General features: G+C 46.4%; 21 protein-coding genes and 3 tRNA genes. 13 read left to right on the forward strand and 11 right to left on the reverse strand.

The features are described from left to right. Positions 1–43: 43 nt before the first annotated feature. From GXP69_RS05580 to GXP69_RS05615, 8 genes are all read left to right on the forward strand, one after another. Complete coding sequence (locus tag GXP69_RS05580; protein WP_163913296.1) at positions 44–1,147, forward strand: complex I subunit 1/NuoH family protein; 1,104 nt, start codon at positions 44–46, stop codon at positions 1,145–1,147. Between the two features lie 159 nt (positions 1,148–1,306). Further along, positions 1,307–1,915 carry a NuoI/complex I 23 kDa subunit family protein gene (locus GXP69_RS05585; RefSeq protein ID WP_163913298.1) on the forward strand — a complete coding sequence of 203 codons (609 nt, stop codon included), beginning with the start codon at positions 1,307–1,309 and terminating at the stop codon, positions 1,913–1,915. A 145-nt stretch (positions 1,916–2,060) separates the two neighbouring features. Next, complete coding sequence (locus GXP69_RS05590; protein ID WP_163913300.1) at positions 2,061–2,573, forward strand: NADH-quinone oxidoreductase subunit J family protein; 513 nt, start codon at positions 2,061–2,063, stop codon at positions 2,571–2,573. A gap of 2 nt (positions 2,574–2,575) precedes the next feature. Next, positions 2,576–2,884, forward strand: a complete 309-nt coding sequence (gene nuoK / locus GXP69_RS05595; protein WP_163913302.1) for an NADH-quinone oxidoreductase subunit NuoK — start codon at positions 2,576–2,578, stop codon at positions 2,882–2,884. 114 nt (positions 2,885–2,998) lie between these two features. Beyond that, on the forward strand, positions 2,999–5,170 hold the full coding sequence (gene nuoL, locus GXP69_RS05600; RefSeq protein ID WP_235925570.1) for an NADH-quinone oxidoreductase subunit L: 2,172 nt from the start codon (positions 2,999–3,001) through the stop codon (positions 5,168–5,170). A 104-nt stretch (positions 5,171–5,274) separates the two neighbouring features. Next, the gene (locus GXP69_RS05605) at positions 5,275–7,020 is read left to right on the forward strand and encodes a complex I subunit 4 family protein (RefSeq protein WP_163913304.1); all 1,746 of its coding nucleotides are present in this window, start codon (positions 5,275–5,277) and stop codon (positions 7,018–7,020) included. Further along, on the forward strand, positions 7,021–8,535 hold the full coding sequence (locus GXP69_RS05610; protein WP_163913306.1) for an NADH-quinone oxidoreductase subunit N: 1,515 nt from the start codon (positions 7,021–7,023) through the stop codon (positions 8,533–8,535). A gap of 8 nt (positions 8,536–8,543) precedes the next feature. After that, entirely contained in the window at positions 8,544–10,436 is a 1,893-nt protein-coding gene (locus GXP69_RS05615) for an amidophosphoribosyltransferase (protein WP_163913307.1), read from the forward strand. Between the two features lie 149 nt (positions 10,437–10,585). Here GXP69_RS05615 and GXP69_RS05620 read toward each other — a convergent pair whose 3' ends face one another. From GXP69_RS05620 to GXP69_RS05630, 3 genes are all read right to left on the reverse strand, one after another. Continuing rightward, on the reverse strand, positions 10,586–11,917 hold the full coding sequence (locus tag GXP69_RS05620) for a toxin-antitoxin system YwqK family antitoxin (protein ID WP_163913309.1): 1,332 nt from the start codon (positions 11,915–11,917) through the stop codon (positions 10,586–10,588). A gap of 26 nt (positions 11,918–11,943) precedes the next feature. After that, on the reverse strand, positions 11,944–12,477 hold the full coding sequence (locus tag GXP69_RS05625; protein WP_163913311.1) for a HEAT repeat domain-containing protein: 534 nt from the start codon (positions 12,475–12,477) through the stop codon (positions 11,944–11,946). 125 nt (positions 12,478–12,602) lie between these two features. Further along, on the reverse strand, positions 12,603–13,787 hold the full coding sequence (locus GXP69_RS05630; protein ID WP_163913313.1) for an acetyl-CoA C-acyltransferase: 1,185 nt from the start codon (positions 13,785–13,787) through the stop codon (positions 12,603–12,605). A gap of 344 nt (positions 13,788–14,131) precedes the next feature. Between GXP69_RS05630 and GXP69_RS05635 the strand changes: the two genes are divergently transcribed. Further along, positions 14,132–17,005, forward strand: a complete 2,874-nt coding sequence (locus tag GXP69_RS05635; protein WP_163913315.1) for an alpha/beta hydrolase family protein — start codon at positions 14,132–14,134, stop codon at positions 17,003–17,005. A gap of 256 nt (positions 17,006–17,261) precedes the next feature. Here the strand turns inward: GXP69_RS05635 and GXP69_RS05640 are convergent, their stop codons facing one another. Next, complete coding sequence (locus tag GXP69_RS05640) at positions 17,262–17,699, reverse strand: PaaI family thioesterase (RefSeq protein WP_163913317.1); 438 nt, start codon at positions 17,697–17,699, stop codon at positions 17,262–17,264. Between the two features lie 99 nt (positions 17,700–17,798). Here GXP69_RS05640 and GXP69_RS05645 point away from each other — a divergent pair, with 99 nt between their 5' ends. Then, positions 17,799–18,188 carry a VOC family protein gene (locus tag GXP69_RS05645; RefSeq protein WP_163913319.1) on the forward strand — a complete coding sequence of 130 codons (390 nt, stop codon included), beginning with the start codon at positions 17,799–17,801 and terminating at the stop codon, positions 18,186–18,188. 66 nt (positions 18,189–18,254) lie between these two features. Here the strand turns inward: GXP69_RS05645 and GXP69_RS05650 are convergent, their stop codons facing one another. The 5 genes from GXP69_RS05650 to GXP69_RS05670 form a co-directional block, all read right to left on the reverse strand. Further along, the gene (locus GXP69_RS05650) at positions 18,255–18,890 is read right to left on the reverse strand and encodes an HD domain-containing protein (protein WP_163913321.1); all 636 of its coding nucleotides are present in this window, start codon (positions 18,888–18,890) and stop codon (positions 18,255–18,257) included. Positions 18,891–19,036: 146 nt separating this feature from the next. Then, positions 19,037–19,558, reverse strand: coding sequence for an acyl-CoA thioesterase (locus GXP69_RS05655; protein WP_163913322.1), 522 nt, complete (start codon positions 19,556–19,558; stop codon positions 19,037–19,039). 50 nt (positions 19,559–19,608) lie between these two features. Then, positions 19,609–20,211: a TetR/AcrR family transcriptional regulator gene (locus tag GXP69_RS05660; RefSeq protein ID WP_163913324.1), complete on the reverse strand. Its 603-nt coding sequence runs from the start codon at positions 20,209–20,211 to the stop codon at positions 19,609–19,611. Between the two features lie 234 nt (positions 20,212–20,445). Then, complete coding sequence (locus GXP69_RS05665; protein WP_163913326.1) at positions 20,446–21,363, reverse strand: tetratricopeptide repeat protein; 918 nt, start codon at positions 21,361–21,363, stop codon at positions 20,446–20,448. Further along, entirely contained in the window at positions 21,360–22,331 is a 972-nt protein-coding gene (locus tag GXP69_RS05670; RefSeq protein WP_163913328.1) for a VWA domain-containing protein, read from the reverse strand. The genes GXP69_RS05665 and GXP69_RS05670 overlap by 4 nt, the downstream gene beginning before the upstream one ends. Positions 22,332–22,651: 320 nt before the next feature. Here GXP69_RS05670 and GXP69_RS05675 point away from each other — a divergent pair. From GXP69_RS05675 to GXP69_RS05685, 3 genes are all read left to right on the forward strand, one after another. Beyond that, positions 22,652–22,738, forward strand: a tRNA-Ser gene (locus GXP69_RS05675). A gap of 110 nt (positions 22,739–22,848) precedes the next feature. Next, a tRNA-Pro gene (locus GXP69_RS05680) sits at positions 22,849–22,922 on the forward strand. A gap of 66 nt (positions 22,923–22,988) precedes the next feature. Beyond that, positions 22,989–23,062: transfer RNA gene (locus GXP69_RS05685), tRNA-Arg, on the forward strand. Positions 23,063–23,273: 211 nt separating this feature from the next. On the opposite strand, the gene GXP69_RS05690 is transcribed toward GXP69_RS05685, so the two are convergent. Together GXP69_RS05690 and GXP69_RS05695 are read right to left on the reverse strand one after the other, a co-directional pair. After that, positions 23,274–24,170: a hypothetical protein gene (locus GXP69_RS05690; RefSeq protein WP_163913330.1), complete on the reverse strand. Its 897-nt coding sequence runs from the start codon at positions 24,168–24,170 to the stop codon at positions 23,274–23,276. Then, positions 24,160–25,413 (reverse strand): MFS transporter, encoded by a 1,254-nt coding sequence (locus GXP69_RS05695; RefSeq protein WP_163913331.1) that lies wholly within the window; start codon positions 25,411–25,413, stop codon positions 24,160–24,162. The genes GXP69_RS05690 and GXP69_RS05695 overlap by 11 nt, the downstream gene beginning before the upstream one ends.

Raw genomic sequence — 25,413 nt, forward strand, 5'->3', positions numbered from 1 at the left:
AAATTTAAACTTACCTTTGCCAGCTAATAAACTATAACCGCCTATGCTCGCTTTTGTGCTGACACTTGTGCTATTACTATCTATAGTGATTGTGCTGGCGTATGCAGAGCGGAAGGTAGCGGCTTTTATGCAGGATCGTATGGGCCCAACCGAGGCTGGTCCATATGGCTCACTTCAATCGGTGCTGGATGTACTGAAGCTCTTGCAGAAAGAAGACATTGTGCCCGCCGCTGCCGATAAAAAGCTGTTCAAACTGGCCCCGATTTTAATTTTTGCTGCCGTCTTTGCTGGTTTTGCTGTTATTCCTTTCACTCCAGACCTGGTGCCTGCAGGCATTGGTATTGGTGTGTTTTACCTGCTGGCCATTATCTCGCTGGATGTAGTTGGTTTGCTGATGGCAGGCTGGGGATCGAATAACAAGTATGCCATGCTGGGTGCCATGCGCTCGGTTGCGCAGATCGTGTCATATGAGATTCCGGCAGGGTTGGCTATACTTGCCGCCGTTATGGTTTGCCAGTCGCTGGACTTTCAGGAGATCAGTTACCAGCAAGGCGCTATCATGAACCAGTTTCCGGGCTTGGAGTATGAAATGAACTGGTTGTTTGGCATTGAGGCGTTAGGCATAAACACCACAACTATAGGTGGTATTACTACCTGGAATATTTTCCGGGCGCCAATTCTTCTGGTGGCTTTTGTGATCTACTTCATCGCATCGCTGGCCGAAAGTAACCGCGCACCATTCGATATTCCGGAAGCGGAGTCGGAGCTGGTGGCAGGTTTCCACGTAGAATACTCAGGGTTCAGGTTTGCCATCTTGTTTCTGGCCGAGTATAGTATGATGGTGTTGGTAAGCCTGGTAGCAGTAATTCTGTTCCTGGGCAGTTGGAATACGCCATTGCCGAATATCGGCCCGCTAAGCCTGGCTTACTGGACTACCGGCACTGTAGGAGAACTATCGGGTATACTATGGGGTGGCTTCTGGTTATTGAGCAAAACGTTTGTGCTGCTGTTTCTGCAGTTACAGATCCGTTGGACATACCCGCGTCTGCGCGTAGATCAGCTCATGCACTTGTGCTGGAAAGTGCTTACGCCCATTGCTTTAGCTGTAGTGTTAGTTGCAGGTATCTGGCGACTATTGATGATTTAAAACTAATGTCATTTCGAGCTGGGGGTAGGAGCCCTCGATAAGGGAGAAATCTATCTGGAATTCTAAATAGATCCCTCATTACATACGAGATGACAGAATAATAAGGATAATTCCCCTCCCTGGAGGGGTTAGGGGTGGGTTAACACGCCACATAAAATTATGGAGCAAAAAGCCATAAGACATAAACTAAGTATCTGGAATGCCGTGAAGTCGCTGGTGAGTGGTTTGCAGCTGACGTGGAGGCATTTTAAGAATGCCAAAAACCGCCGTACGCCAGAGTATGTGACCGATAAGAACTATTTTAACCAACCCGACGGACTGGTTACACTCACATATCCCTACGAAGCCATTCCTGTACCAGACAACGGCCGCTACCGCCTGCACAATGAGATCGACGATTGTATAGTTTGCGACCTGTGCGCCAAGATTTGCCCGGTAAACTGCATCACGATTGAGTCTGTAAAAGCGACGGAAGACATTGGCACAACATCAGATGGCACTAAGAAACGCCTGTACGCACCGGTATTCGATATTGATATGGCTAAATGCTGTTACTGCGGTCTGTGTACTACGGTCTGCCCAACCGATTGCCTGACCATGACACCAGTTTATGATTTTGCTGAAGTAGATATCAAGAACATGATCTACCATTTCACTGATCTGAGTCCGGAGCAGGCTGAAGAAAAGAAACAGCTCCTGGCAAAACAGCAGGAAGAAATGGCCGCCGCCAAAGCGGCTGCACTTGCAGCTAGGAAACAACAGGGGTAAGCCTGACCTCACAGCGTCTACCAGACCTGTGAGTGTCTTACTACGAAGCAAAGCCTATGGCAACAGACGCTCACAGGAACTGCGCACACTGTGAGGTCTTTTTAAGAAACTGATAACTGATTACTGTTAACTGATAACTGAAAAAATGCTTTTCTACATCTTTGCCGCACTGGCTATAGTTTCGGGGGCTTACATGGTGCTAACGCGTAACCTGTTGTATGCAGGCTTTTCGCTACTGATAACTTTGCTGAGTGTAGCCGGAATTTACGTGCTGCTTTTCGCTGATTTTATAGCTGTAACCCAGCTCATGGTGTACGTGGGTGGCGTGCTGGTGCTTATTCTTTTCGGTATCATGCTCAGTAGCCGCGTGCAGGATAAATCGGTGCTTTCGGAGAACGTGAATACGGTTTGGGGCGCGTTGGTGGCCGGGCTTATAGTTGTAGGGTTGAGCTATAGTATTTTAAAAGCAAATATCAGCAGCTTACCGTGGTTGCAAACGACTGAGATCGATGTGCTCGGAGATCAGAAAAGTACGGTGCAGATGATCGGTATTAAACTGATGACGGATTTTGTGTTGCCCTTCGAGATTGCCTCGTTGCTGCTGCTGGTCGCCCTCATGGGAGCCGCTTACATTGCCACCGACAGACAGAAAGTATAGCTATGCATATTCCCATAGAACACATCCTGCTGCTGAGTGCTGTGCTTTTTAGTATCGGTGTGCTGGCAGTTATTACCAAACGCCACGCGGTGGTGGTGCTGATGGGGATCGAACTCATCTTTAATGCAGCCAACCTGAATCTGGTTGCCTTCAGTCGCCACGACCCGCAGTTATTGCAGGGGCAACTTTTCTCGCTGTTTGTTATAGTTGTGGCTGCTGCAGAAGCTGCTGTTGCACTGGCTATAGTTTTACGCGTGTACCAGCATTTCAAAACCGCCAACCTGAACGAGATATCGACTACCGAAAAGTAGGTCCTCTTAGACTAGGAACAGCTTAATCAAAGCGCAAACAAAGCTTACTATATTAGATCAATATACTTAACTTTGGCGGCTTAAAGTCTAAAAACTGAAACCATAAACCTAAACTTGGAGCTGACCGAACTTTTAAAGCCATTGGCTGGTACACCACAAACCACTACTGCCCTGGTAGTGTTGTTGCTGCCGCTGCTGGCTTTTTTTGTGCTCTTTTTTGCAGGTAAGCGTTTGCCGCGCCGTGGCGATTGGCTGGCGATTGGTATTTCAACTATAGCTTTTGCGCTCTCGGTTTACCTTTTTACCCAGACCTGGAATACGGCCACCTTCCATGCCCGCACCACCTGGTTTAGTTTGCCATCAACTGTAGTTTCCGATTTTACGGCTGGTATATTGTTAGATAACCTGACAGTTCTGATGCTGGTAATCGTGACCTTTATTTCCACGCTGGTGCAGCTGTTCTCGGTGGGGTACATGCAAGGCGATACGGGTTATCATCGCTATTTTGCTTACCTAGGGCTGTTTACGTTCAGTATGTTGGGTATCGTGCTGGTAGATAATCTGTTACTGTTGTTCATGTTCTGGGAGCTCGTGGGCTTTTCATCATACCTGCTCATCGGGTTCTGGTACCATAAGCCGGCAGCAGTGGCTGCAAACAAAAAAGCCTTCTTGGTAAACAGGGTAGGAGATATCGGCTTGCTGCTCGGTTTATTCGCTTTCTACACCTACTTCCGCACCTTCGACCTGGAAGCACTCCGGTCTCTTATCAGCGCCGGCGATTGGCTGAACAGCAGTTTTATAGTTAACTATAGTTTACATGGTGAGCCGTGGCTGCTGGAGCTTTCACCGTTGTTGCTGACCCTGGCCGGTTTGGGTTTGTTTATGGGTTGCGTGGGTAAGTCGGCGCAGTTTCCGTTGCAGATCTGGTTGCCCGATGCCATGCAGGGGCCAACGCCTGTTTCGTCGCTGATACATGCGGCTACCATGGTGGCGGCCGGCGTTTACCTGCTGGCGCGTTGCTATGCTTTCTTTACACCGGATGCCCTCACGGTTATTGCTATAGTTGGTGCTATAACTGCACTGGCTGGTGCGTTGGCTGCACTCAGGCAATACGATATTAAAGCAGTGCTAGCCTTTTCCACCATCTCGCAGCTGGGCTACATGGTAATGGGAATGGGAACAGGCGCATACGATGCATCGCTTTTCCACCTCACTACGCACGCTTTTTTTAAAGCAGCCCTGTTTCTGAATGCCGGGATCATCATACACGCCATGCACCGCGGACTACACCACGCGCATTTAGATCATATGGATGCACAGGACATACGAAACATGGGCGGGCTGCGCAAAACAATGCCGTTTACATTCTATAGTTACCTGTTAGCTGCTGCTGCACTGGCCGGTATTCCGCTTACTTCAGGCTTCCTGTCCAAAGATGCCATTCTCTCGGTGAGTTGGGCCTGGGCGCAAACCATGAGTGCGAATTGTAACCTGCTCTATTTTATAGTTCCGGCAACAGGTTTTGCAGTAGTGGTGCTTACGGCATATTACATGACACGTCACATGTGGTTCATGTTTTTCGGGAGCTTCCGGGCACCGTTTGATGTGCAGCAGATCAGGCACTCACTTAAACTGGAAACAGAGCGCGTGATGCTGGTGCCGGTTGTACTACTGGCTGTGCTTTCACTGGGGATTTTCTTCTCCCTTAACCCGCTAAGTTTTAGCAGCAGTTGGGTAGTGGAGGGTATCAGTCTGAAAAACCTATCGCTAAACATGCTGGCTGGAAACCTGGTGCAGGCGGTCACGATGCAGGACGATGCGAACCATTTGCCACACATACTGATAGGCATTTTTTCGGCATTGCTGGCAGCAGCCGGAATTATAGTTGCCCTGATCCAATATAATCGCAAAACCAGCGAGCAGCTGTTACTTGAGCAGCCAGCTACCACCTTCCAGCGCTTAACTTATAACCATTTTTACCTCGATAGCTTCTTCAGAACAGGCTTTGTTAAACCGGCGCACTGGACAGCTACCACCTTGTACCGCGTGGATAAATGGGTGATAGATTTTATTCTGAACTATAGCAGTAAATGGCTGGTGGTTATCTCCAAAATTGTAGGCTGGTTCGATAGGCTGGTAGTAGATGGACTGGTGTTACTGGTAGGAGCCATTTCGAAACTGTTTGGTATGTTAGGCCGGAATCTGCAAAACGGTAAGGTGCAGAGTTATTACGCCTATTCGCTATTCGGATTTATTCTGATAATGCTATATATCATGCTGTTTTGATAGTAACTTTGGAACTTAGATTTTTAAGAATTAAGAGATTATAAGATTTTGCTGGAAGTTGTGTTAAATCAACAATCAGCAATTAACAATCAACAATAAGTAGCTTGAACGATTTTATACTCAGTAGCCTGATTTTTACACCTTTGCTGGCCGCACTTATCGTGCTGCTGCTACCTATGCGCTTCCAAAACACGATTAAGGCAGTTGCTTTAGGTGGCGCGTTGGTGCAAATGGTGCTGGCTATTCTTTTGTATTTCCGATTTGATGGCACAGCTGCAGCCAACGGGCAAAGTGGCTACCAGTTCGTAAATAAACTGGACTGGATCGGTTTTTCGCTGGGCAGCCTGGGGCGTTTCCAGATCGAGTATTTTGTGGGTGTGGATGGCATCAGCATCAGCATGGTGTTGCTTACGGGTATAGTTGGCGTCATAGGTGTTATTTCATCCTGGACGATCAAAAAGAACATTAAGGGCTATTTCCTGCTTTACCTGTTGCTCCTCACAAGTGTGATGGGCTGCTTCCTGGCACTGGATTTCTTCCTGTTCTACCTGTTCTTCGAGTTCATGCTCCTGCCTATGTATTTCCTGATCGGCATCTGGGGCGGGCCGAAACGGGAATACGCAGCTATCAAATTCTTTATCTACACACTGGTTGGCTCGCTTTTCATCCTGATCGTGATGATCGGGCTCTATACTTCTGTCATTGACCCGGAAGCTACAGCAGCACAACTTGGTATGTTACAGGATGGGGTTGCCAACTCTGATGTAATCCTGCAGGTGCAGCAGTTATTGCAGCAGAATGTAATTGAAGGCGCCAACATTGTCAGAACATTCAGCATTCCAGCCATGATGGATCCGGCTAACTTCATACCGGGTAGTTTGCTGCATGTATTGTCGGGGACGGTGCTATGGGACCTGCCAATCAGGTTTATTGCTTTTCTGCTACTGTTTGTTGGTTTTGCGATTAAAGTGCCTTCGGTGCCAGTGCATACCTGGTTGCCTGATGCGCACGTAGAGGCGCCTACGCCCATCTCGGTGCTGCTGGCGGCTATACTTTTAAAGGTAGGTGGTTATGGGCTGATCCGTATTGTTTACCCGATCTTCCCGGATGGCGGTGCTTATTTTTCTGTGCTGGTCGGTGGACTGGGGGTGTTGTCCATCATTTATGGTGCACTCTGCGCACTGGCCATGAACGACCTGAAAAAACTCATCGCCTACTCATCGGTATCGCATATGGGTTTTGTGCTGCTGGGGCTGGCGTCGCTTACTTCGGAAGGGGTGAATGGTGCCATTTATATGATGTTCAGCCACGGTATCATTTCGGCTATGCTCTTCCTGGTGGTAGGTGTTATTTACGACCGTGCCCACGACCGCATGATTCTGAATTTCCGGGGACTGGCAAAGCGCATGCCGGCTTACACCACGTTTGTAGTAATTGCTTTCTTTGCCTCATTGGGCCTGCCAGGTTTCTCAGGTTTTATTGCCGAACTGCTGGTACTGGTAGGCGGATTCAGCGCTCCGGATATTACAGGTATGTTGCCGCGCTGGCTAACTATAGTTGCGGTTTTTGGTCTGTTGCTGGCAGCGGCTTATTACCTGTGGGCACTGCAGCGTATGTTCTTCGGCAAGTACTGGATCTTCCCGGAACTGCGCGAAAAGGCTAAACTCTCTGACCTGAATGCCCGCGAATACCTGATGCTGGTTCCTCTGGCGATACTGGCCCTGGTGTTCGGTATTTTCCCGCACCTGCTCCTCAATAAAATTGGTGTAGCTGCACAGGGCTTTACAGAACTGGTATTGCGCAACGGGCAGGAGCAGCTGCAAATGGTTCTATCAACTATAGTTAGGTAAGTGAAGGAGCAGGCAGCATACTTATCTCAAACCATTGATGCCATTATAGCCGGGCTCGGCTCCCTGATGCCTGAGCTACTGCTGGCCTCCTTTTTTCTGTTGCTTGTTACGCTCGACCTATTCAAATCCAGCACTATAAAACAACTGTTACCCTGGCTGGCGCTTACCGGGCTTTTTGCGGCATTTGTACTACAGCTGTTAGGTGGCTATACTTCGGGTGGTGTGCAGTTCCTGAGTTTGCTGCGCTCCGATAGCCTGGCCCGTTTCAGCGGAGTGCTGTTTAGTGCGGCAGGTATTTTTACCATTCTGCTGTCGCTGCAAAGTAAAGTGCTGGAAAAGCTGAAAGAGGGCAGGGGAGAATACTATGCGCTAATCCTGGTGCTGGTGTTGGGCCTGAACCTGATGGCAAAGTCTGTTAACCTGCTGATGGTATTTCTGGCTATCGAGCTTGTTTCCATTGCCTCTTACATTCTTACGCTTACTTTAAAACAGGAAAAACGTGCTGTAGAAGCCGGCCTGAAATATGTACTATACGGTACCCTGTCAGCAGGAGTAATGCTGTATGGCATGTCGTTTTTCTATGGTTTTACCGGCTCGCTCAACTATACCGAAGGCACGTTCTGGCAGGCGCTGCTGCAGGCCGATACATTGCTGGTAACGATAGCTGCTATTCTGGTTTTTGCTGGGTTCTTCTTTAAAATATCGGCTGCGCCATTTCACTTCTGGGTTCCGGATGTGTACCAGGGGGCACCTATGCCTATCGTTGCGCTCTTCTCTACTGGGCCTAAAATGGCAGGCGTAATTGTCATTCTCCGTTTTGTTGCCGCTTTCTCTGATCCGGCTGTAGCAAGTTATTTCGATGATGTGCTCCTGTTCCTGGGCATAGCAGCATTGCTAACCTTAGCGGTAGGTAACTTTACAGCCCTATTGCAGAAAACACCACGCCGGTTAATGGCTTATTCGTCGGTATCGCATGCAGGCTTTCTGCTGATGGCGCTGCTGGCATTTGGCACAAACTATACGGTAAGTGTACTTTTCTACCTGACGGTACTTCTGTTCATGAACTATGGCACTTTCCTGTTTCTGCAGATAACAGAAGAGAAATTTGGGACACATAAACTGGAACATTTTACCGGTTTAGGCTATAAGTTGCCTTTTATGGGTGTAATGGCAGTGCTGTTTTTGCTTTCGCTTACGGGCTTACCGCCCCTGGGTGGTTTTATGGGCAAATTGCTTATTTTCAGCAATGTTTGGGAAGCCTATAGTGCCTCAGGCCAGGTGCTGCTGCTGGTACTTTTAGTAGCCGGAGCCTTGCTAACAGGGGTAGCGCTTTTTTATTATATCCGGATTCCATACTACCTTTTCCTGAAAAGGAATTTAACTGAAGAAAAATTAGTTATTTCACTGTCGAATAAGCTGCTGCTGGCGTTTTTTGCAGTGCCGCTGCTGGTCCTGTTCTTTAAACCCGACCTGCTGCTTAACTGGATAGAAAAATTGCTGGCACAAACTCTTTAACAGCAAACATGAGCGATTCAATAAAACACGAATGCGGTATTGCCCTTATCAGGCTCCGAAAACCAATTGAGTATTACGTTGAGAAATATGGCACGCCCATGTACGGCGTTAATAAGCTGTTTCTGCTTATGCAGAAGCAGCACAACCGCGGCCAGGACGGGGCAGGCGTAGCGAGCATCAAAATAGACTCTATGCCCGGCATGGAGTACATCAGCCGCTTCCGTTCGGTAAAGACCCGCGCCATCGACAGTATTTTTGGCAAGATCGGCAAGGAGTATAAGAAACTGAAAGAAGATTCCCCTGACAAGGCGCAGGATATAAACTGGGTGTGGGAGAATATGCCTTTCCTGGGTGATGTGTATCTGGGCCATCTGCGCTACGGCACACATGGCGTAAACAGCGTTGATAACTGCCACCCGATGGTGCGCGAAAACAACTGGCGCAGCCGCAGCCTGGCAGTGGCTGGTAACTTTAACATGACCAACGTGGATGAGCAGTTCCAGAAACTGATCGAACTGGGCCAGCATCCGAAACATAAGTCTGATACTATTACGGTTTTAGAGAAGATCGGCCACTTCCTGGACGAAGAGAACCAGCAGCTGTTCGATTCTTATAAGAATGACTTCACTAACAAGGAAATCACTACCCTGATTGAAGATAACCTTAACCTGGAGCGTGTTTTAAAACGTGCCGGTAAGGATTTTGACGGTGGGTATGCCATGGCCGGCTTAACAGGTTACGGTGCTTCATTTGTAGTGCGCGATCCGAATGGCATTCGTCCGGCTTACTATTATATTGATGATGAAGTGGTGGTAGTGGCTTCTGAAAAGCCAGCTATTAAAACAGCATTTGATGTAGACTATAGCGCCATTAAAGAGGTACCACCGGGCCATGCGCTTATAGTTGATAAAGAAGGCAATCCATCGCTGAAAGAGATTCTGGAGCCCCGCCAGAAATTATCGTGCAGTTTTGAGCGTATCTACTTCTCCAGAGGTAACGACCCGGAGATTTATGAAGAGCGCAAGAACATGGGCAAGCTGCTATGCCGCCAGATTCTGGAAGCAGTAAACTATGACCTGAAACATACGGTTTTCTCCTATATCCCGAACACAGCCGAAACTTCGTGGTTGGGCATGATGAAAGGGATTGAAGATTATCTGCGCATGTACCGCAAGCAAGCCATCCTTAACCAGGAATTAACCGAAGAGCAACTCGACGACATTCTGCAGTTTAAGCCGCGTGCCGAGAAACTGGTGATTAAAGACGTGAAGCTTCGCACTTTTATTACCGACGACTCAAACCGCGATGACCTGGTGACGCACGTGTATGATACGACCTACGAGGTGGTAGAAAAAGGTGTGGATACACTGGTGGTGCTGGATGATTCTATCGTTCGGGGCACGACGCTGGAGAAGTCTATCATAAAAATGCTGGACAAACTGGAGCCCAAAAAGATCATTATCGTTTCATGTGCGCCACAGATCCGTTACCCGGATTGCTATGGTATTGATATGAGCCGTGTGAAAGAGTTCGTTGCTTTCAGGGCGATGCTGGAGTTGCTGAAAGACCGTGATCTGTACTATAAAGTAGACGAGGTTTACGACAAATGCCTGGCCGCTGAAGGTACAGATGCCTTTATGGAAACTAACTTCATGAAGGAACTATACGACTTGTTTACCCACGACGAGATAGCAGCCAAAGTTTCTGAAATAGTGAAGGCACCGAACGTGAACGCTGAAGTACAAGTGATTTACCAAACAATAGAAGAGCTTCACCAGGCCTGCCCGAACCACAAAGGCGACTGGTATTTTACAGGCAACTACCCAACGCCGGGTGGTACACGCGTGGTAAACCGTGCCTTTATGAACTTTGTAGAGAAAAAAGCAGTACGAGCGTACTAAACCAAACTATAGTTTTAAAAACGCAGGAGCCTGTAGCATTTTACTACAGGCTCCTGCGTTTTTGTTATATGACGTATTTACCGAAAGCCCACCAATTATAGTTTTAAACTAACATGAAAGCTATAGTTGGGCGAAGGACATTTGAACTGTTATTTAACTTCTGCCAGCTTTTCTTCCACTACTTCGCCGTTGCGGTAAACTATAGTTTTTAACAGTTTACCTTCTTCGTTGTAGTACTTCCAGGTATTCACCTGCTTGTTGTTTCCGTACCTGCCGGTAATCTCTTCTTTACCGTTTTCGAAGAACTGTTTAAACGGACCAAGCTTTCTGCCATCTTTATAGGTGGTCTCAGACTTCACTTTTCCGCTTGGGTAATACTCGTAGCTCAGGCCAACAACTTTATCGTTCTGGTAAGTGTCTTTGGTTTTCACCTGGCCGTTTTCGTGGTAGGTCAGGCGGTCGCCGTGCAGTTTGTTTTTAACATAGGTAGCGCTGGTTTCTACCTTTTTGCCGGGCGCATCAAAGTAGGTCTTCCAGATGCCTTCGCGTAGTTTAGCCTTGTACAGTTCTTCAGCTTTCAGGTTTCCGCTTGGGTAGTAAGTGGCTATTTTTCTGTCGGCGCCGTTGCTGCTATAGTTGCCCGACTCACGCAGCGTGCCGTCTTCGTAAAAGTGCTGGGTAGTACCGTTTGGTTCGCCGTTCTTATAGTTTATCTGGCTGCGCAGTTGCCCGCTCGGGTAATACGATTTGCTTATGCCGTTCATTTTGCCCGCAGCAAATCCGCCTTCGGTGCTAAGCTTGCCATCCGGGTAGTAACTTTTAAAGGTGCCGTGTTTCTGGCCGGCCACATTTATCACTTCAGTTTCCAGTTGGCCGTTCTCGTAGTAGGTTTTGTAAGAGCCTTCCAGCATGCCGGCTCTATAGTTTGCATCCGTTTCCAGCTGTCCGTTCGGGTAGTAGGTTTTAGCTGGTCCGCTTTGCTTCCGGTCCTTGTAGTACAGTTCAGATTTTACTTTTCCATCCGGGTAGTATTCCTTCATCAGCCCTTCCGGGTAGCCGTTAGCAAAGGTGGTTTCCTTGCGCAGTTTGCCATCGTCGTAAAAGGTCTTGAAAACCTGGCTTTGCTGGTCGTTCTTGTACTGGCCTTCCTGCATTAGCCTGCCATCGGGGTGATAAGCCAGGAATGGGCCCTGCTTGACGTCCATTACATAGGTTACTTTAATACGGGGTGTGCCATTCTTATAGTATTCGGTAAACACGCTGTCCTTTTTGCCTTCCACGAACTTGGCAAATGCTTCGCGCTCGCCGGTAGGGTAGTAGCGGTTATAATAGCCAACTATAATCGAGTCCGGCTTCATGTAGTATACTTCCTTTACCGTATTGCGGTCATCGTTATAGTAGGTAACAACTTTTTGGGTTTGCCCCGCAGCAAAGGAGCCTGTAAGTAAAACAGTAGCTAAGAGTGAAAGCAACTTTGGCATAAGTGTTTTAATATAGTTCTGAAAGCTTACACTTTCTGTTTAATGATCTCTTTTGATACAAGTTTTAGAAACGGGTCCGAATCCTTCAGGAAAGTTTTTGCGAACTCGACTGCTTTGGTATAGTTAACATGGGCCAGGCTCATCAGCGCCCTTCTCACTACATACTTGTCATTATCCCGGGTAATCAAGTTAACCAGCATTTTTTCACGGTCCTCCACTTCCGTGCGCCCAAGCAGCTCGGCTGCCTGCCATCTGGCCTGCGGCAGATCAGAGTTGATGACCTTTTTCACAAACCGAAGCTTCGATTCCAGCTTTTCTTCTGCTTTCTGAAGTATAGTTCCGGATTCGTTATCAACGGCCAGTGCATAAACCAGTAACTGAGCCAGGTCGTGGTTAAATTCCTTATTCAGTAGTTCCAGCACTTCGGTTGCGGCACGGTATAGTTCATCCCAGCCAGGGTATTCGATCTCCCATTCGCCCAAACCCCTGTTTTCGGAATAGGTATCGGGAGACATGCCTGCCCAATCCCAGAACTTTGCTAATTCAGTTTCTAACGACATTGCTCTTCAATATATCTGAACATCAAAACTATAGAAAACAGTTTAAAGTGCAGGCAAGGTATAAAAAAGAAAGCCTTACGCGCTTAACGTAAGGCTTCCTGCAAATTGTATGCCTTGCGGCAGTATTATAGTTTTTCGATAACCAGGGCAGAAGCGCCACCACCACCGTTGCAGATGCCGGTTACACCAATTTTACCGCCTTTTTTATCCAGCACGTTGCAAAGTGTGGTTACAATACGCGCACCAGAAGCACCAAGTGGGTGACCCAGCGATACAGCACCACCAAACACGTTTACGTTATCGCCTTCCAGGCCAAGTTTCTGGTTGTTAGCGATAGATACTACTGAGAATGCTTCGTTAATCTCATAGAAGTCTACTTCTTCAGGAGTAACGCCTGCATTTTTCAGTGCCTTCGGGATAGCCAGAGATGGAGTAGTTGTAAACCAGATCGGATCCTGCTCCGCATCAGCAAACCCACGGATCTTAGCGATCGGTTTCACGCCAAGTTCTTCCGCTTTCTCACGGCTCATCAGTAGTACAGCAGCAGCGCCATCGTTCAGCGTAGACGCGTTGGCAGCAGTCACAGTACCTTCTTTATCAAACACAGGGCGCAGTCCAGGAATCTTATCGAAGCTTACTTTTCTATACTCTTCGTCTTCCGACACAACTATAGGATCTTTGCCACGCTGCGGAATTTCAACCGGGATGATCTCGTCTTTCATCATGCCAGCTTCAGCGGCTGCAGCAGACTTTTTGTAAGAACTGATTGCATATTCGTCCTGCATTTCGCGCGTAATTTTCATTTCGCGGGCAGTGTTCTCAGCAGCATTACCCATATGGAAGTCGTTATAAACATCCCACAGACCATCTCTGATCAAACCATCAGCCATTTGAGTATGGCCCATTTTAGCGCCCCAACGTGCTTTTTCTACATAGTAAGGCACATTGCTCATGCTCTCCATACCACCAGCCACGATCACATCTTTATGACCCAGCATAATGGCCTGCGCCGCATACATAATAGCCTTTGTGCCTGAAGCACACACTTTATTTATAGTTGTACACTCTACATTATAGCCAAGGCCAGCCTTAACAGCAGCCTGACGTGCAGGTGCCTGGCCTACGTTAGCAGAAAGTACGTTGCCCATAATTACTTCCTGTACCAGTTCTTTGTCGATGCCGGCTCTTTCTACAGCGCCTTTAATGGCAGCTGCACCAAGGTCGGTAGCAGAAAGGCTGGCAAGGGCGCCGCCAAAGCTGCCGATCGGGGTACGAACAGCCGAGATAATATATACTTCTTTGATCTGCATGATTTTGTAAGGATTGATTTTATAGTGTGAAATTATCAGGATTTATGGTGAAAACCAAACGAACGTTAGGCTTGCAAGTTCAGGAGTTAGAGAATTAAAGCGATATATGTTATTGTAGTAACTCTAGCTTTCCTTTCCAGGTCTTTAACTTCCGAACTTTTTAAGTCTATAACTCATAAACACTAAAACTCTCAAACTGATTTTATATTTTACAAACTAAAACTATAAACAAAATATGGAAATGAAAGTTGCAGAGCGCAGATTTTAAACCTTTTAGGGTTTTACTTATCTTTAAGTACTGACAAACTGATCAACTATAAATTAACCAACCTATTTCACCCGGGATGAAAAAACTTTTATACCTGGCTGTGTTCTGTAGTGCAGGCTTTTACCAGGCCAATGCGCAGCAGCAGACAGCAAAAAAACCACTCACCCACGACGTTTACGACAGTTGGAAAGGTGTGGATGGCGAATCCATTAGCAACAATGGTAAGTTCGTGCTGTTCAACGTAAACCCGCAGGAAGGCGATGGCGAATTGCTGATGCGCAACCTGGTTACGAACAATACAACGACCTTTGCGCGGGGCACCAAAGCCAGCTTTACCAACGACAGCCGCTACGCCGTTTTCCAGATAAAGCCGGAGTACCAGAAAGTGCGCCAGCTGAAACTGAAAAAGAAGAAAGCCGACGACCTGCCTAAAGACTCGCTGGCTATAGTTATGCTGGAAAATATGAATGTGGTGAAAATGCCGCGTGTAAAATCATATCAGCTGCCGAAGGAAGGAAATAACTGGGTGGCTTACCACCTTGAGAAAGAACTTCCGGCTAAAAAAGAAGATAAGAAAGCAGAGGGCGAAGAGAAAAAGGCCGAAGCCAAAAAGCCACTGCCTAAAAACAAAAAATACAATGGTACACAACTGGTACTGCGCAACCTGCAAACAGGGCAGGAGCAGCGTTACGACCGCGTAATTGACTATACTTTCTCGGAGAAGGGCAACATGCTTTACTTTGTGAAAGACGAGCTGGACTCGCTGCACAAAGCCGGCGTTTATGCCGTAAACACCGCCGACCTGAAAGTAATGCCGATTGATACGGGTAAGGTTACTTACAAAGGTTTAACACCGGATAAGGCAGGTGAGCAACTGGCTTTTGTGGCTACCAACGATACCCTGGAAGCCGAGATCCGTTATTTTGCGCTTCACCACTGGACCAAAAAGGACAACCGCAAAACTGTGCTTGCAGATACGGCCAGCGCCGGAATGCCGAAAGCCTGGATGGTGAGTGAGCATGGCAGGCTGAACTTCTCTGAGGATGGCAGACGCCTGTTCTTCGGCACTTTCCCGCGCCCAACACGCTACGAAAAAGATACCACGCAACTGGAAGAAGATAAAGTAAACCTGGATATCTGGACTTACAAAGATCCGCTTATCCAGCCAATGCAGCTAAAGAACAGGGACCGCGAGATGAAGCGATCGTTCCTGGCTATGTATGACCTGCGTGGCAAACGCATGCAGCAACTGGCAACGCTCGAAATGCCGGATGTTTACTTGGATGCTTACGGACAGGGAGATGTGGCGCTAGGCGTTAGCGATGAGAAATATAAAATTACGATAGGCTACGACACCCCAACTCGAAAGGACGCATACCTGCTGGATCTGAAAAAGGGAACGCGCAAACAGGTACTGAACGAAACACGTGGCTTCCCGCGCCTGTCGCCGCAGGGCAACTATGTGTACTGGTACGAGCCAACCGATAGCAGCTGGCATACGCTGGCAACCAAAAATGGCAAAGACCTGAACCTGACCAAGCGTATTGGCCTGCCATTCTACGACGAAACCAATGATGTGCCTGCGCTGCCTGGCTCTTACGGGCTTGCTGGCTGGGTAGAAAATGATAGCTACCTGCTTGTATACGATAAGTTTGACATCTGGAAACTGGACCCGACAGGCAAAAAAGCACCGGTTAACCTGACCGACAAATATGGTCGTCAGAACAAGCTGACATTCCGCTACGAGCAGCTGGATAATGAGCAGAAGTTTATTCCTGCAAATGCCACCCTGTACCTGAGCGCGTTCAATAACACGGATAAGTCGAATGGTTACTTCCTGGATTATGTAAGTAGAGAGGCACAACCACAGAAACTGGTTATGTCTGCAAACAGCTACTCCCGTTTAACTAAAGCGAAAGACGATAACCGCTTTACATTCCGCAGAGGCTCGTTCCAGGAGTTCCCTGACCTTTATATAGCCGCTACTGCTTTTGATAAGCCGACACAGTTAAGCAATGCCAATCCGCAGATGAAAGACTACCTGTGGGGCACAGTAGAACTGGTGAACTGGAAGTCGACGGATGGAATTCCGCTGGAAGGATTACTGTATAAGCCAGAGAACTTTGATGCATCTAAAAAATACCCGATGATCGTGTATTTCTATGAGCGTTCTTCGGATGGATTGTACAGCCACAAAACGCCGGCACCAAGCGCTTCTACGGTAAACATCTCTTATTTTGTGAGCAATGGCTACCTGGTGTTTGTGCCGGATATTGTTTACCAGAACGGTTACCCAGGCGAGAGTGCTATGGACTGCATTATACCAGGCGTACAGAAACTAGTAATGCAGGGCTTTGTTGACGAAAAGAACATGGCACTGCAGGGGCAAAGCTGGGGTGGTTATCAGATTGCCTATATGGTTACTAAAACCAACCTGTTTAAAGCAGCGATGGCCGGTGCGCCGGTATCTAACATGACGAGTGCTTACGGTGGTATTCGTTGGGGTACAGGTTTGAGCCGCCAGTTCCAGTACGAGAAAACGCAAAGCCGTATTGGTGGTACGCTCTGGGAAAAACCGATGCAGTTTATCGAGAACTCGCCGCTGTTCTTTGCCGATCGCGTAGAAACACCGCTGTTAATCATGCATAACGACCAGGACGGAGCTGTGCCGTGGTACCAGGGTATTGAGTATTTTATGGCGCTTCGCAGGCTAAACAAACCGGTTTGGATGCTGGTGTACAACGGCGAAGACCATAACCTGATGCAACGCAAAAACCGTAAAGACCTGTCAGTGCGTATGTCGCAGTTCTTTGATTACTACCTGAAAGGTGCACCGATGCCTGTCTGGATGAAACAAGGAGTGCCGTCTGTACTAAAGGGCAAAGACTACGGATTTGAGTTGATAGAGCCAGAGCCGCAGCCCGAAGTTGCCGGCGAAGCAACAGAGTAATTTATAGTTGAACTATAGCAAAGGAGCAGGTGAAAACCTGCTCCTTTTTTGTTTGTTAAGGTAAGAGATACTATAGTTTAAACTATAGCCACCTGCTTTTATATCACCCGCTTTTTTAGATTTGCAATCCGAAACATTTATAGGATATAGATTCAGGTTATGCCTTTGGAAAGGCGGATTACAAATCCGCAATTAATGTACTTTCGGATTGCAAATCCGAAAGAGCCTTGAGGATACTCTCAAACTCCTAAACTCCCTAGCTTTCACTATATCCTGTCAGGCTATTTAAGGGTTGGGTTGTTTTCATGAACTGGCCGGTGCCGAAGGCTATCTCTTTGCCTTTATCGTTGTAAAGGGTGCTTTGGGCTACAAAAAGGTTTTTGCCTATCGTTCTTACTTTGCCAATCGCCTTTATAGTTCCGCTGGTAACAGGGCGCACCAGGTTTATCTGGAAAGAGGAAGTAACTATGAAAACATCCTGCACTACCGAGGCTACAGCAAAATAAGCGGCATCATCCAGCAGCTTAAAGTAAAGCGCCCCATGCATGGCATTGGCACCATGATGATATACAGGCAACACAGGCAAAGTAATTTCGGCTGTCTGGTGCTTAACTGTCAGGTGGCTGCCGGCAATAAACTCCTGAATGGCTGCGCTGTGGTATAGTTTCTCCAGACGTTGGTAATGTGCTTCCATATTTAGGGGTAAATTGCTTTAACTACAGTTTCGGAGGGTAATCTACTGCAAATCGCTGTACTTTTCTTAATTTTCAGGCAGAACTATACACTGGTAACTATGCAGTACCCGTACGGACCCGGCATTAACCACATCGAGTTTTGGGTGAAAGACCTGGAACAGTCACTGGCTTTTTATAGTAGGCTTTTCCCGCTGATCGGGTGGTACGAGCTTACGCGCACATCCTATAGTTGCGGCCATCATGAAATATACTTCAAAGAGATGCCGGTAGCGTTTCATGACAGCCTGGGCGTGCGCCATATCTGTTTCCATGCTACCAGTCGTGAGGTGGTGGATAGTGTAGGGGAGTGGCTGCAACGTATTGGTGCTGCTATTATCCGGGGGCCGATCGAGATGCCGCACTACGATGCCACTTACTATACAGTAGACTTCCGTGACCCCAATGGTTTTGTGCTGGAAGTTGCCCACACTCCGGACATCAAACTATAAAAACAGAAAAGCGCCGGTATTGCTACCTGCGCCCGCTGTAATCAACCATTTATGTTGTTTGCTTAGTTAAGCCATTTCATTTGATGAGGCAATACGTGCCAGCACTTGCGTGGTGGATATTCCGGCAGCTTCCATTTTCTGTGCTCCCTGCTCCTGAATCAGGTCCTTCAGCTGGTCCAGACAGGAATCAAAGGCCGTGTGGTCTCCCATTTTAAATACGTTTTCCTGTTCCACCTCCAGCCAGGTTTTTATATCGGCGTGGTTGTGCTGCAGGCGTACTTCCAGTTTATCGAGCGCAAAAGCCACGCGTGCTTCGTACGTTTCTCGGGCTTCAAACTCCTGCCAAAGTTCGTACACATGCTGGCCAATGCCGTTACCCAGTTTCTCACGCAGGGTTTCGATTGCCTTCAGCTCTTTCTGCTGCTTTTCGATTCTGGCTTCCACGGTGTTTAGCGTAAAAGCAGGGCAGTCACCGGCTTCTATTTCCACCAGGTCATGCACCAGAATCATCTTCAGCAAACGGGCTGTGTCTACTTCTTCATCCAGGTAAGGCTCCAGCAAAACAGCCATCAGGGCCATGCGCCAGGTATGCTCGGCTACACTTTCCTGGCGACCATCAGAAAGCCAGCTGTGGCGAAGTTCTGATTTCAGGCGCTCGGCAAGCGTAAGCACTTCCAGTATGTTCTTAAGTTCTTGCTTCATAAAAAGACTGACCCGGAAACTATAGCAGTTGTTAAAAGTACTTGTTCCCGTTTAAGTTGGTAATAAATTGATGTTCTGTATCTATGAGAGTCTTAAACTGGATAAATGGTTGCAAACCCGACAGAATATTTCTACGCTGCTTCAGCCTATAGTTGTGCTTCTGCTGTGGCTACCTGTTGCTGCCTGAGCTCTTTTACCCGTTCTTCAAACATCATCGGATCTCTGCCTTCGCCAACTATAGCTGCTTTCCCGAACAGCTCCATCAGGTGGTCTTCGTGCTTTGCTTTTTTACCCAGCTTTACATCAACGTAGCTGAAACGCATCCAGGCCACCGATTTTATAGTTTGGGTCTTCTTATCCAGCATCAGCGCCTCCATCATAATGTCGCTTTCAGTAAACCAACGCAGACAGGTCCGGATAATTACTTTTTCCATCAGCTTTGCTTCGCGCAGGTAAGCCATCTGGTTGGTAGCTACTACCCATGCTTTGCCGGCAGCATGCATATGGCGGTAAATGTCCAGGTTGTAGTTGTCACGAAGCTGGTCTTCGCGGGCATTCAGAAAATAGTCGGTATAGCGGCCATTGTTCAGGTGCCCGAAAGGGTCGCAGTCTTCGAACCGGATCAGCGCTTCGCTCTCCGGGTACTTTGGGAATGTTGTTTCGTTCATAGTCGTAAAATTTTAAAAAAGACCGATTGGTTTATTTTTAGACAAAAAAATTATAGTTTCATTTCCTGTATCATCTGGTGTAACTGGCGCAGCACGGTATGGAGGTAATGTGGTTTTCCATACGCTTTCGAAACCATCACACCGCCTTCGATCATACTTACAAAAAGGATAGCAAACTGCTCCGGATTAGTGGTTGGTTTAAACTCCCCATGCTGTATGCCCTGCTGCACGATGTGCTCCAGGGAACGGTGCATTTTATTCAGCACTTTTACCACACTGGCCCGCAGCAGGGGGTTGGTGTCATCGGCTTCTACGGAGGTATTAAGCACAGGGCAACCACCTGTAACCGGGGGAGAAATGATGTATTTTTTATAAAACTCCAGCAGTGCTTCCAGCTTAGCAGATGAGGTAGCATGCGGGCCTATAGTTTGTGAAAGCAGTTGCAGAATAATTCCGGAAGCATAATCAAAAGCCGCGATCGCAATTTCTTCTTTGCTCTCGAAGTGTCCGTATATACCGCCTTTGGTTAAGCCTGTAGCCGCCATGATATCCTGCAGCGATGTACCGGCATAACCTTTCTGGTTAAACAGGTGGGCTGCCTGTTCAATAATATACTGGCGTGTGCGTTCGGCTTTTCCGGTGGTTACTTCCATTGTACTGTTGTATACTGTAAAATAAACCGATCGGTTTTTAATTTCCAAATAAATCTTTTTTGTAGAAAGCCAATCTATCCGTGGTCGCCATTCCAATACTCGTACAACATAATCTGTAGTTGCTTTAGATTGCTATAATAGTAGACTATGCTTTTTATAGTTTATAGCTATAGCAAAGGACGCTTTGCTAAGTAATGGTATCAAAACGTGGATCACTATACGTTGCTGATGTCTTTACCAGTCGGGCTTGGTTTTGTCGGGTTTGCTTTTGGGCTTTTTAGGCAGTTGCTGCAGGTATTGCATTTCGGCATCGCGCATGGCGTTCAGCAGCATTCTCGCTTTTTCAGGACTGATGATGACCTGCTGCTGTGTTGCTTCAGTACGGGCACGCTCATCACCAGAGGCTGTATTTTCGCTGCTTCCACGGTCGTTCTGCTGTGGTGCTTCCTGCTTGTCGTCAAACTTCTGGCCTTCCGTCTCGCCTGGGTCGTTGCCAGTTGCCTGTTCTTTTTGCCTGTTTTGTGGCTGCCCGCCGTTCCCGTTCTGATTCGGTTGCTCGCCTGCCGGGTCTGGATGTGGGGTTTCTGTTTCTCCCTCTCTGTCGCCATTGGCATCAGGGTTCTGTTTCGGCTGTGTCTGTGAGTCGTCGAATGCCGGAGGCAGTAACTGGTCATCTTCCGGTTGAGGTTCCGGCTTATCCTCGTTGGCTTTTTCAGGATATAATGCCAGGTATTTTTTCAGTAGTTCGTAATTATAGCGGGCAATGTCATTCTCTGGTTCTGCCAGAAGCGCATTGCGGTACAAGGCAAGCGCCTGAGGATACTTTTTATTGGCAGCAGCAATATTACCAAGTTGCAGATGCACCTGCGCCCGGATAAAAGCCGAACTATGGTCAGCTAGGTAGCGATACTGGTCACGGGCCTCGTTCAGCAGCCCGGCTTTATAATATGCGTGGGCCAGGTTCAGGCGTATCTGGTCGTCTTCCACGTTCAGGTCTGTCAGCAGGTATTCGTAAGCAGTTATGGCTTCGGCATACTTTTCCTGTTTGTAGGCTTTGGCAGCACGATCTGCATAGCTGTTTATCTTGGAAATGGTTTTAATGCCAGCGCCCGGTATGCTTAACAACAAGAAAATCGCGATCCAGACTTTCATATCCGAACAATCTTTATAGTTAACAAAGCATCCAACAGAATAAGGATAAGTGCCAGTACCAGCGGGTAAATATACTTGTTAGCGGTTACATCTATTGTTTTGCTTTCTCTCAGTTCGCCTTCTATGTTGTTGATGGCATTCACAAGCCGGCTTACTTCGCTTACGCGATCGTTTACTTCATAGTACTGTCCGTTTGTGAGTTCAGCCAGTTTAATCAGGGGTTCTGACTGCAGTTTAGTAATGACAACTTCGCCTTCCTGGTTGCGCTTGTACCTGTTGCCAACCGGAATGCGGCTGCCTTCAGTAGTGCCAATACCCAGCGTAAAGACTTGTACCTGTTGTTCGTTCAGGCGGTCGGCCAGCCGCTCTACATTCTCGCCGAAATTTTCCCCGTCGCTTACCAGTACCAGAATCTTTGCCTTTTGCTCTGCGGAAGGACTGCTGCCCAACTGCCCAAACTTATCTAGGGCAAGTTGCAATACAGATGCATAGTTGGTACCTGAATTGGGAAGCAGGCTGGTATGCAGTGTGCGGGTGTATAGTTGCAATGCATTCTGATCGTAGGTGAGCGGGCTCTGGATATAAGCATCGTTGCCGTAGATCATCAGCCCGATACGGTCGGAGTTGAAGCGGGATATAAGCCGCTGTATTTCCTGTTTGGCCTTTTCGAGTCGTGAGGGCTGCACATCTGTTGCATTCATAGATGCCGAAAGGTCTACAGCGATGTAAACTTCCTTGCCTATCGTTTTAATCTCCTTCTTCATGGCGCCGAAGCTTGGGCCAAGTATCGCAACTATAAGCAGTATCAGGTACACATGGCGCAATATAAATTTCACCCAGATGCCATGTGGCCGCTGCCCGAAAAAATTAGCCACCCGCCTTACACGCCACAAATAGCCGATGTAGAGCCCCAGAAAGAGCACACCGAATAAAATTTCGAGCAGGGTGATGGTCTGGTACCAGGTCATGATTGTTTAAAATAGCGGCCCGTATTTTATAGTTTGAAGTAAACTATAGCTACGCCGGTTACAAAGATAAGAATTAACTGCGGCCTGTTACTATGCACTATTCGCCCCAGAAACGCACTTTTAAAAGTTTTTTATACTTGAGCTAAAAAATATTTTGGCAGTAGGATAATGGCAAGCTGATTTAGTATCAATTACTTAAGTTGGCAGGAGAAGCGAAGGTCGGTTTAATTGACCGAAAAAGGCTATTAAAATTTGGGAGAGACTATTGCGCGATCGTAAAGTTTTTGTAAGTTTGCATACTCTTTAGCAGAAAGAGCCTCGGAGGGGTGGGTGAGTGGCTGAAACCAGCAGTTTGCTAAACTGCCGTACTGGTAACGGTACCGGGGGTTCGAATCCCCCCTCCTCCGCAAGAGAAAATTTTTAAAATTTGTTTTGACTGTTTAAAAACTTCTCTTACTTTTGCACCGCGTTCAACAATAACAACACGCAAGTGTTCACCGGAGTTGAAAGCATAGTTCGGGGTGTAGCGTAGCCCGGTATCGCGCCACATTTGGGATGTGGAGGTCGTAGGTTCGAATCCTGCCACCCCGACTTAAAAATTTCGGAAGCAATTCCGAAATTTTTTGTTTAAAGGATACAGTAACTAACTGTAACCATGGTCTCGTAGCTCAGCTGGATAGAGCAACTGCCTTCTAAGCAGTAGGTCTTTGGTTCGAATCCAAACGGGATCACTTGATAATCAAGCACTTATAAGGTAAAACTTGTAAGTGCTTTTTTTATGTGCACACAATTTGCACACAGCTTTTTTGAAGGTATTTTCTAATAATTGATCATTTAAAGTTCAAGAAATTTTTAACTTGAACTCCTCCAAAACAAAAGTCCTTCAATTTTTATTGAAGGACTTTTGTTTTAAATAACCTGTTTCGGAAGAACCCTTAAAGTTTATTTACTCCTGAAAAAGCTTTCAATTCGCTTCTCTGTATTTGACGGTAGATCAGTATTATATAAGGCTTTATCTTCAACTTTCATTTCATCAAACCATTTTCCTAGATAAGTGCGAATGATGTCTTCATCGTTCTTGTGAGCAGGAGATGGGTTAATTTCTAAGACCATTACATCTAAATTCTCATAACTCTGATCAGAAGCAATTAAGCCGTAATTTTCATTCTCGAATTTTTCCTTCCAGTTTGAGTTATTTCTGAAACCTTCCTTTTGAAAAAAGTTGGCAGTAATGAACGCAGTCTTGTTTGCTTGCCTGTCTTTGGACTGCGAGTGATATAAATAGCCGTCTGTTACTATAACCAGAACATTTCTGTACTGAGGGTCTGGATCAATGCATAGCTCTTTTGCATCATACTTAAAAAAGCGCCAAATATCAGATCCTGGCCAATTCTTAGTACTAATGGCTTGTGCATAGATTTCTTCAAGACCTTGTGTGAAAGTAGTGGTGATGTTGTCGTAAACTTCTTTCTTACCTTTGTTGTCCAGTTTTGTCAAATCAACTGACAAACTGTTAGCAATGTTATTTATGTTGGGGTCTTTCGGAGTAGGAGTGAACAATACTCTTATTTTATCCTTGGCTTGAAAAGCTCCCTTAGCCTTCATATTGTTTTTAAAGATTTCAGTAATCTTGCTTACTATCTGAATATCTCTTTCACTTTGTGACGGCTGCATTGGTTGTACTACTCTATCAGAAAGATCTAAAACAATACTGATATTAAGTAAATCTGGCTGAACAGTACTAGTTGATTTACCGGCAGAAGTTTCTACCTTATCTGTTTCTGTTTGGCAACCAAAAAGAAGTAAAGCAACAATGAAGATTGCTAGTCTATTTTTCATTTTCTTGAGTTAAGGCTTCTAAAGGTTTTACATTCAAGTTGATAAAGTCACACACAATGTTGTGCGCATTCTGCCTGTGTGTCTCATCCCTGCTATTAAAATTCAGGAACTCAAGCCAACCATCTAAGAATCTCATAAGAGAGTGTTCCAACTCTTTTGGCTTAATAACATCAGAGTGTTCAAGTATAGTCTTAAGCTTCTCTATTTCTGTGTTATTGGTTCCGATTAAGTAGGTGAGCTTGTTTATTTCTTCATCCAGTTTATGAACTTGCTCCTCTTTTTTCTGGATTTCTTCCTTCTTCGCATTAATTAATACACTTAGCTGGTCCAGTTTGCCATAAGCTTCCATTACAAAGTCGAAAACAAATCCCCAGATCAGGTATACAATAAATCCGGCAAAGATGATAAGCCAGAAATTTACAGACTGGAATGCCATTGCTACTGTATAAGGGGGCAAACTATCGAAACTATTTTCAGCTTTTATGTTGTAGATTTTTTCCGTGATCTCATAGGCTAGTATACAGTCAAAAATGAAGGTCACTAAAATCAGCATGGCTATTTTAGGATATTTTCCCCATCCTTTTACCTCCTGGAATTTGTGAATCAGGTAGCCTAGTCCTAAGAAAACAAAAGGGATTGTGAGGATCAGTACAAGCTCAGTAAAGCCATCATTGAACGCTATTGTAAGAGCATTGGGGTCGAAGATGGAGCTGGCAACTCCAATTTCATTTAAAGTAAACTCTTTGAAGAAAGCTGAAAAAGAGGCAGAGCTATAAAAAATAAATAGGTAAACAGTTAAGAATGTCAAGATAATGCACCCTACTATAAAGCCGGCTTTGCCCACTTTGTCACCTATAAATTGATCAGGATTCCTTTTGATTTCTCTTATCTCTTCCTGTAAATATTCTATTTTGTTGTCCAACTTTGGGAGCTCTTCACTCTTGATTTTGTCTATCCGTTCCTGAAAGAACTCATTTTTTTTGATGTATTCTTTAAGCTTTACCCTATAAGGTTGTTTAGCTTTCTCCTGCTCTATCTCATCATTCCGTAAAATCTCTTTATGGTTATGATAAATCTTTCCTATACAAGTTTTTAAGCCTGTCTCAGAGGCACCATGATTCTGAGCTTTTGCTTTACCTTCATCATACCAATCAACCAGGACAAACTCTTGATAAGAAGGCGTACGCTCAATAGTATCAGTCTGACTGGCATTATCGAAGATTCCTTTAAACAACTTAACCAT

Source organism: Pontibacter burrus, assembly GCF_010686685.1.
In the GTDB taxonomy this organism is placed as follows: Bacteria; Bacteroidota; Bacteroidia; order Cytophagales; family Hymenobacteraceae; genus Pontibacter; species Pontibacter burrus.

Coding starts and splice junctions, on each gene's coding strand:
- GXP69_RS05580 (WP_163913296.1), top strand. CDS start 44: ATGCTCGCTTTTGTGCTGACACTTGTGCTATTACTATCTATAGTGATT.
- GXP69_RS05585 (WP_163913298.1), top strand. CDS start 1,307: ATGGAGCAAAAAGCCATAAGACATAAACTAAGTATCTGGAATGCCGTG.
- GXP69_RS05590 (WP_163913300.1), top strand. CDS start 2,061: ATGCTTTTCTACATCTTTGCCGCACTGGCTATAGTTTCGGGGGCTTAC.
- nuoK (WP_163913302.1), top strand. CDS start 2,576: ATGCATATTCCCATAGAACACATCCTGCTGCTGAGTGCTGTGCTTTTT.
- GXP69_RS05615 (WP_163913307.1), top strand. CDS start 8,544: ATGAGCGATTCAATAAAACACGAATGCGGTATTGCCCTTATCAGGCTC.
- GXP69_RS05620 (WP_163913309.1), bottom strand. CDS start 11,917: ATGCCAAAGTTGCTTTCACTCTTAGCTACTGTTTTACTTACAGGCTCC.
- GXP69_RS05625 (WP_163913311.1), bottom strand. CDS start 12,477: ATGTCGTTAGAAACTGAATTAGCAAAGTTCTGGGATTGGGCAGGCATG.
- GXP69_RS05630 (WP_163913313.1), bottom strand. CDS start 13,787: ATGCAGATCAAAGAAGTATATATTATCTCGGCTGTTCGTACCCCGATC.
- GXP69_RS05635 (WP_163913315.1), top strand. CDS start 14,132: ATGAAAAAACTTTTATACCTGGCTGTGTTCTGTAGTGCAGGCTTTTAC.
- GXP69_RS05640 (WP_163913317.1), bottom strand. CDS start 17,699: ATGGAAGCACATTACCAACGTCTGGAGAAACTATACCACAGCGCAGCC.
- GXP69_RS05645 (WP_163913319.1), top strand. CDS start 17,799: ATGCAGTACCCGTACGGACCCGGCATTAACCACATCGAGTTTTGGGTG.
- GXP69_RS05650 (WP_163913321.1), bottom strand. CDS start 18,890: ATGAAGCAAGAACTTAAGAACATACTGGAAGTGCTTACGCTTGCCGAG.
- GXP69_RS05655 (WP_163913322.1), bottom strand. CDS start 19,558: ATGAACGAAACAACATTCCCAAAGTACCCGGAGAGCGAAGCGCTGATC.
- GXP69_RS05660 (WP_163913324.1), bottom strand. CDS start 20,211: ATGGAAGTAACCACCGGAAAAGCCGAACGCACACGCCAGTATATTATT.
- GXP69_RS05665 (WP_163913326.1), bottom strand. CDS start 21,363: ATGAAAGTCTGGATCGCGATTTTCTTGTTGTTAAGCATACCGGGCGCT.
- GXP69_RS05670 (WP_163913328.1), bottom strand. CDS start 22,331: ATGACCTGGTACCAGACCATCACCCTGCTCGAAATTTTATTCGGTGTG.
- GXP69_RS05690 (WP_163913330.1), bottom strand. CDS start 24,170: ATGAAAAATAGACTAGCAATCTTCATTGTTGCTTTACTTCTTTTTGGT.
- GXP69_RS05695 (WP_163913331.1), bottom strand. CDS start 25,413: ATGGTTAAGTTGTTTAAAGGAATCTTCGATAATGCCAGTCAGACTGAT.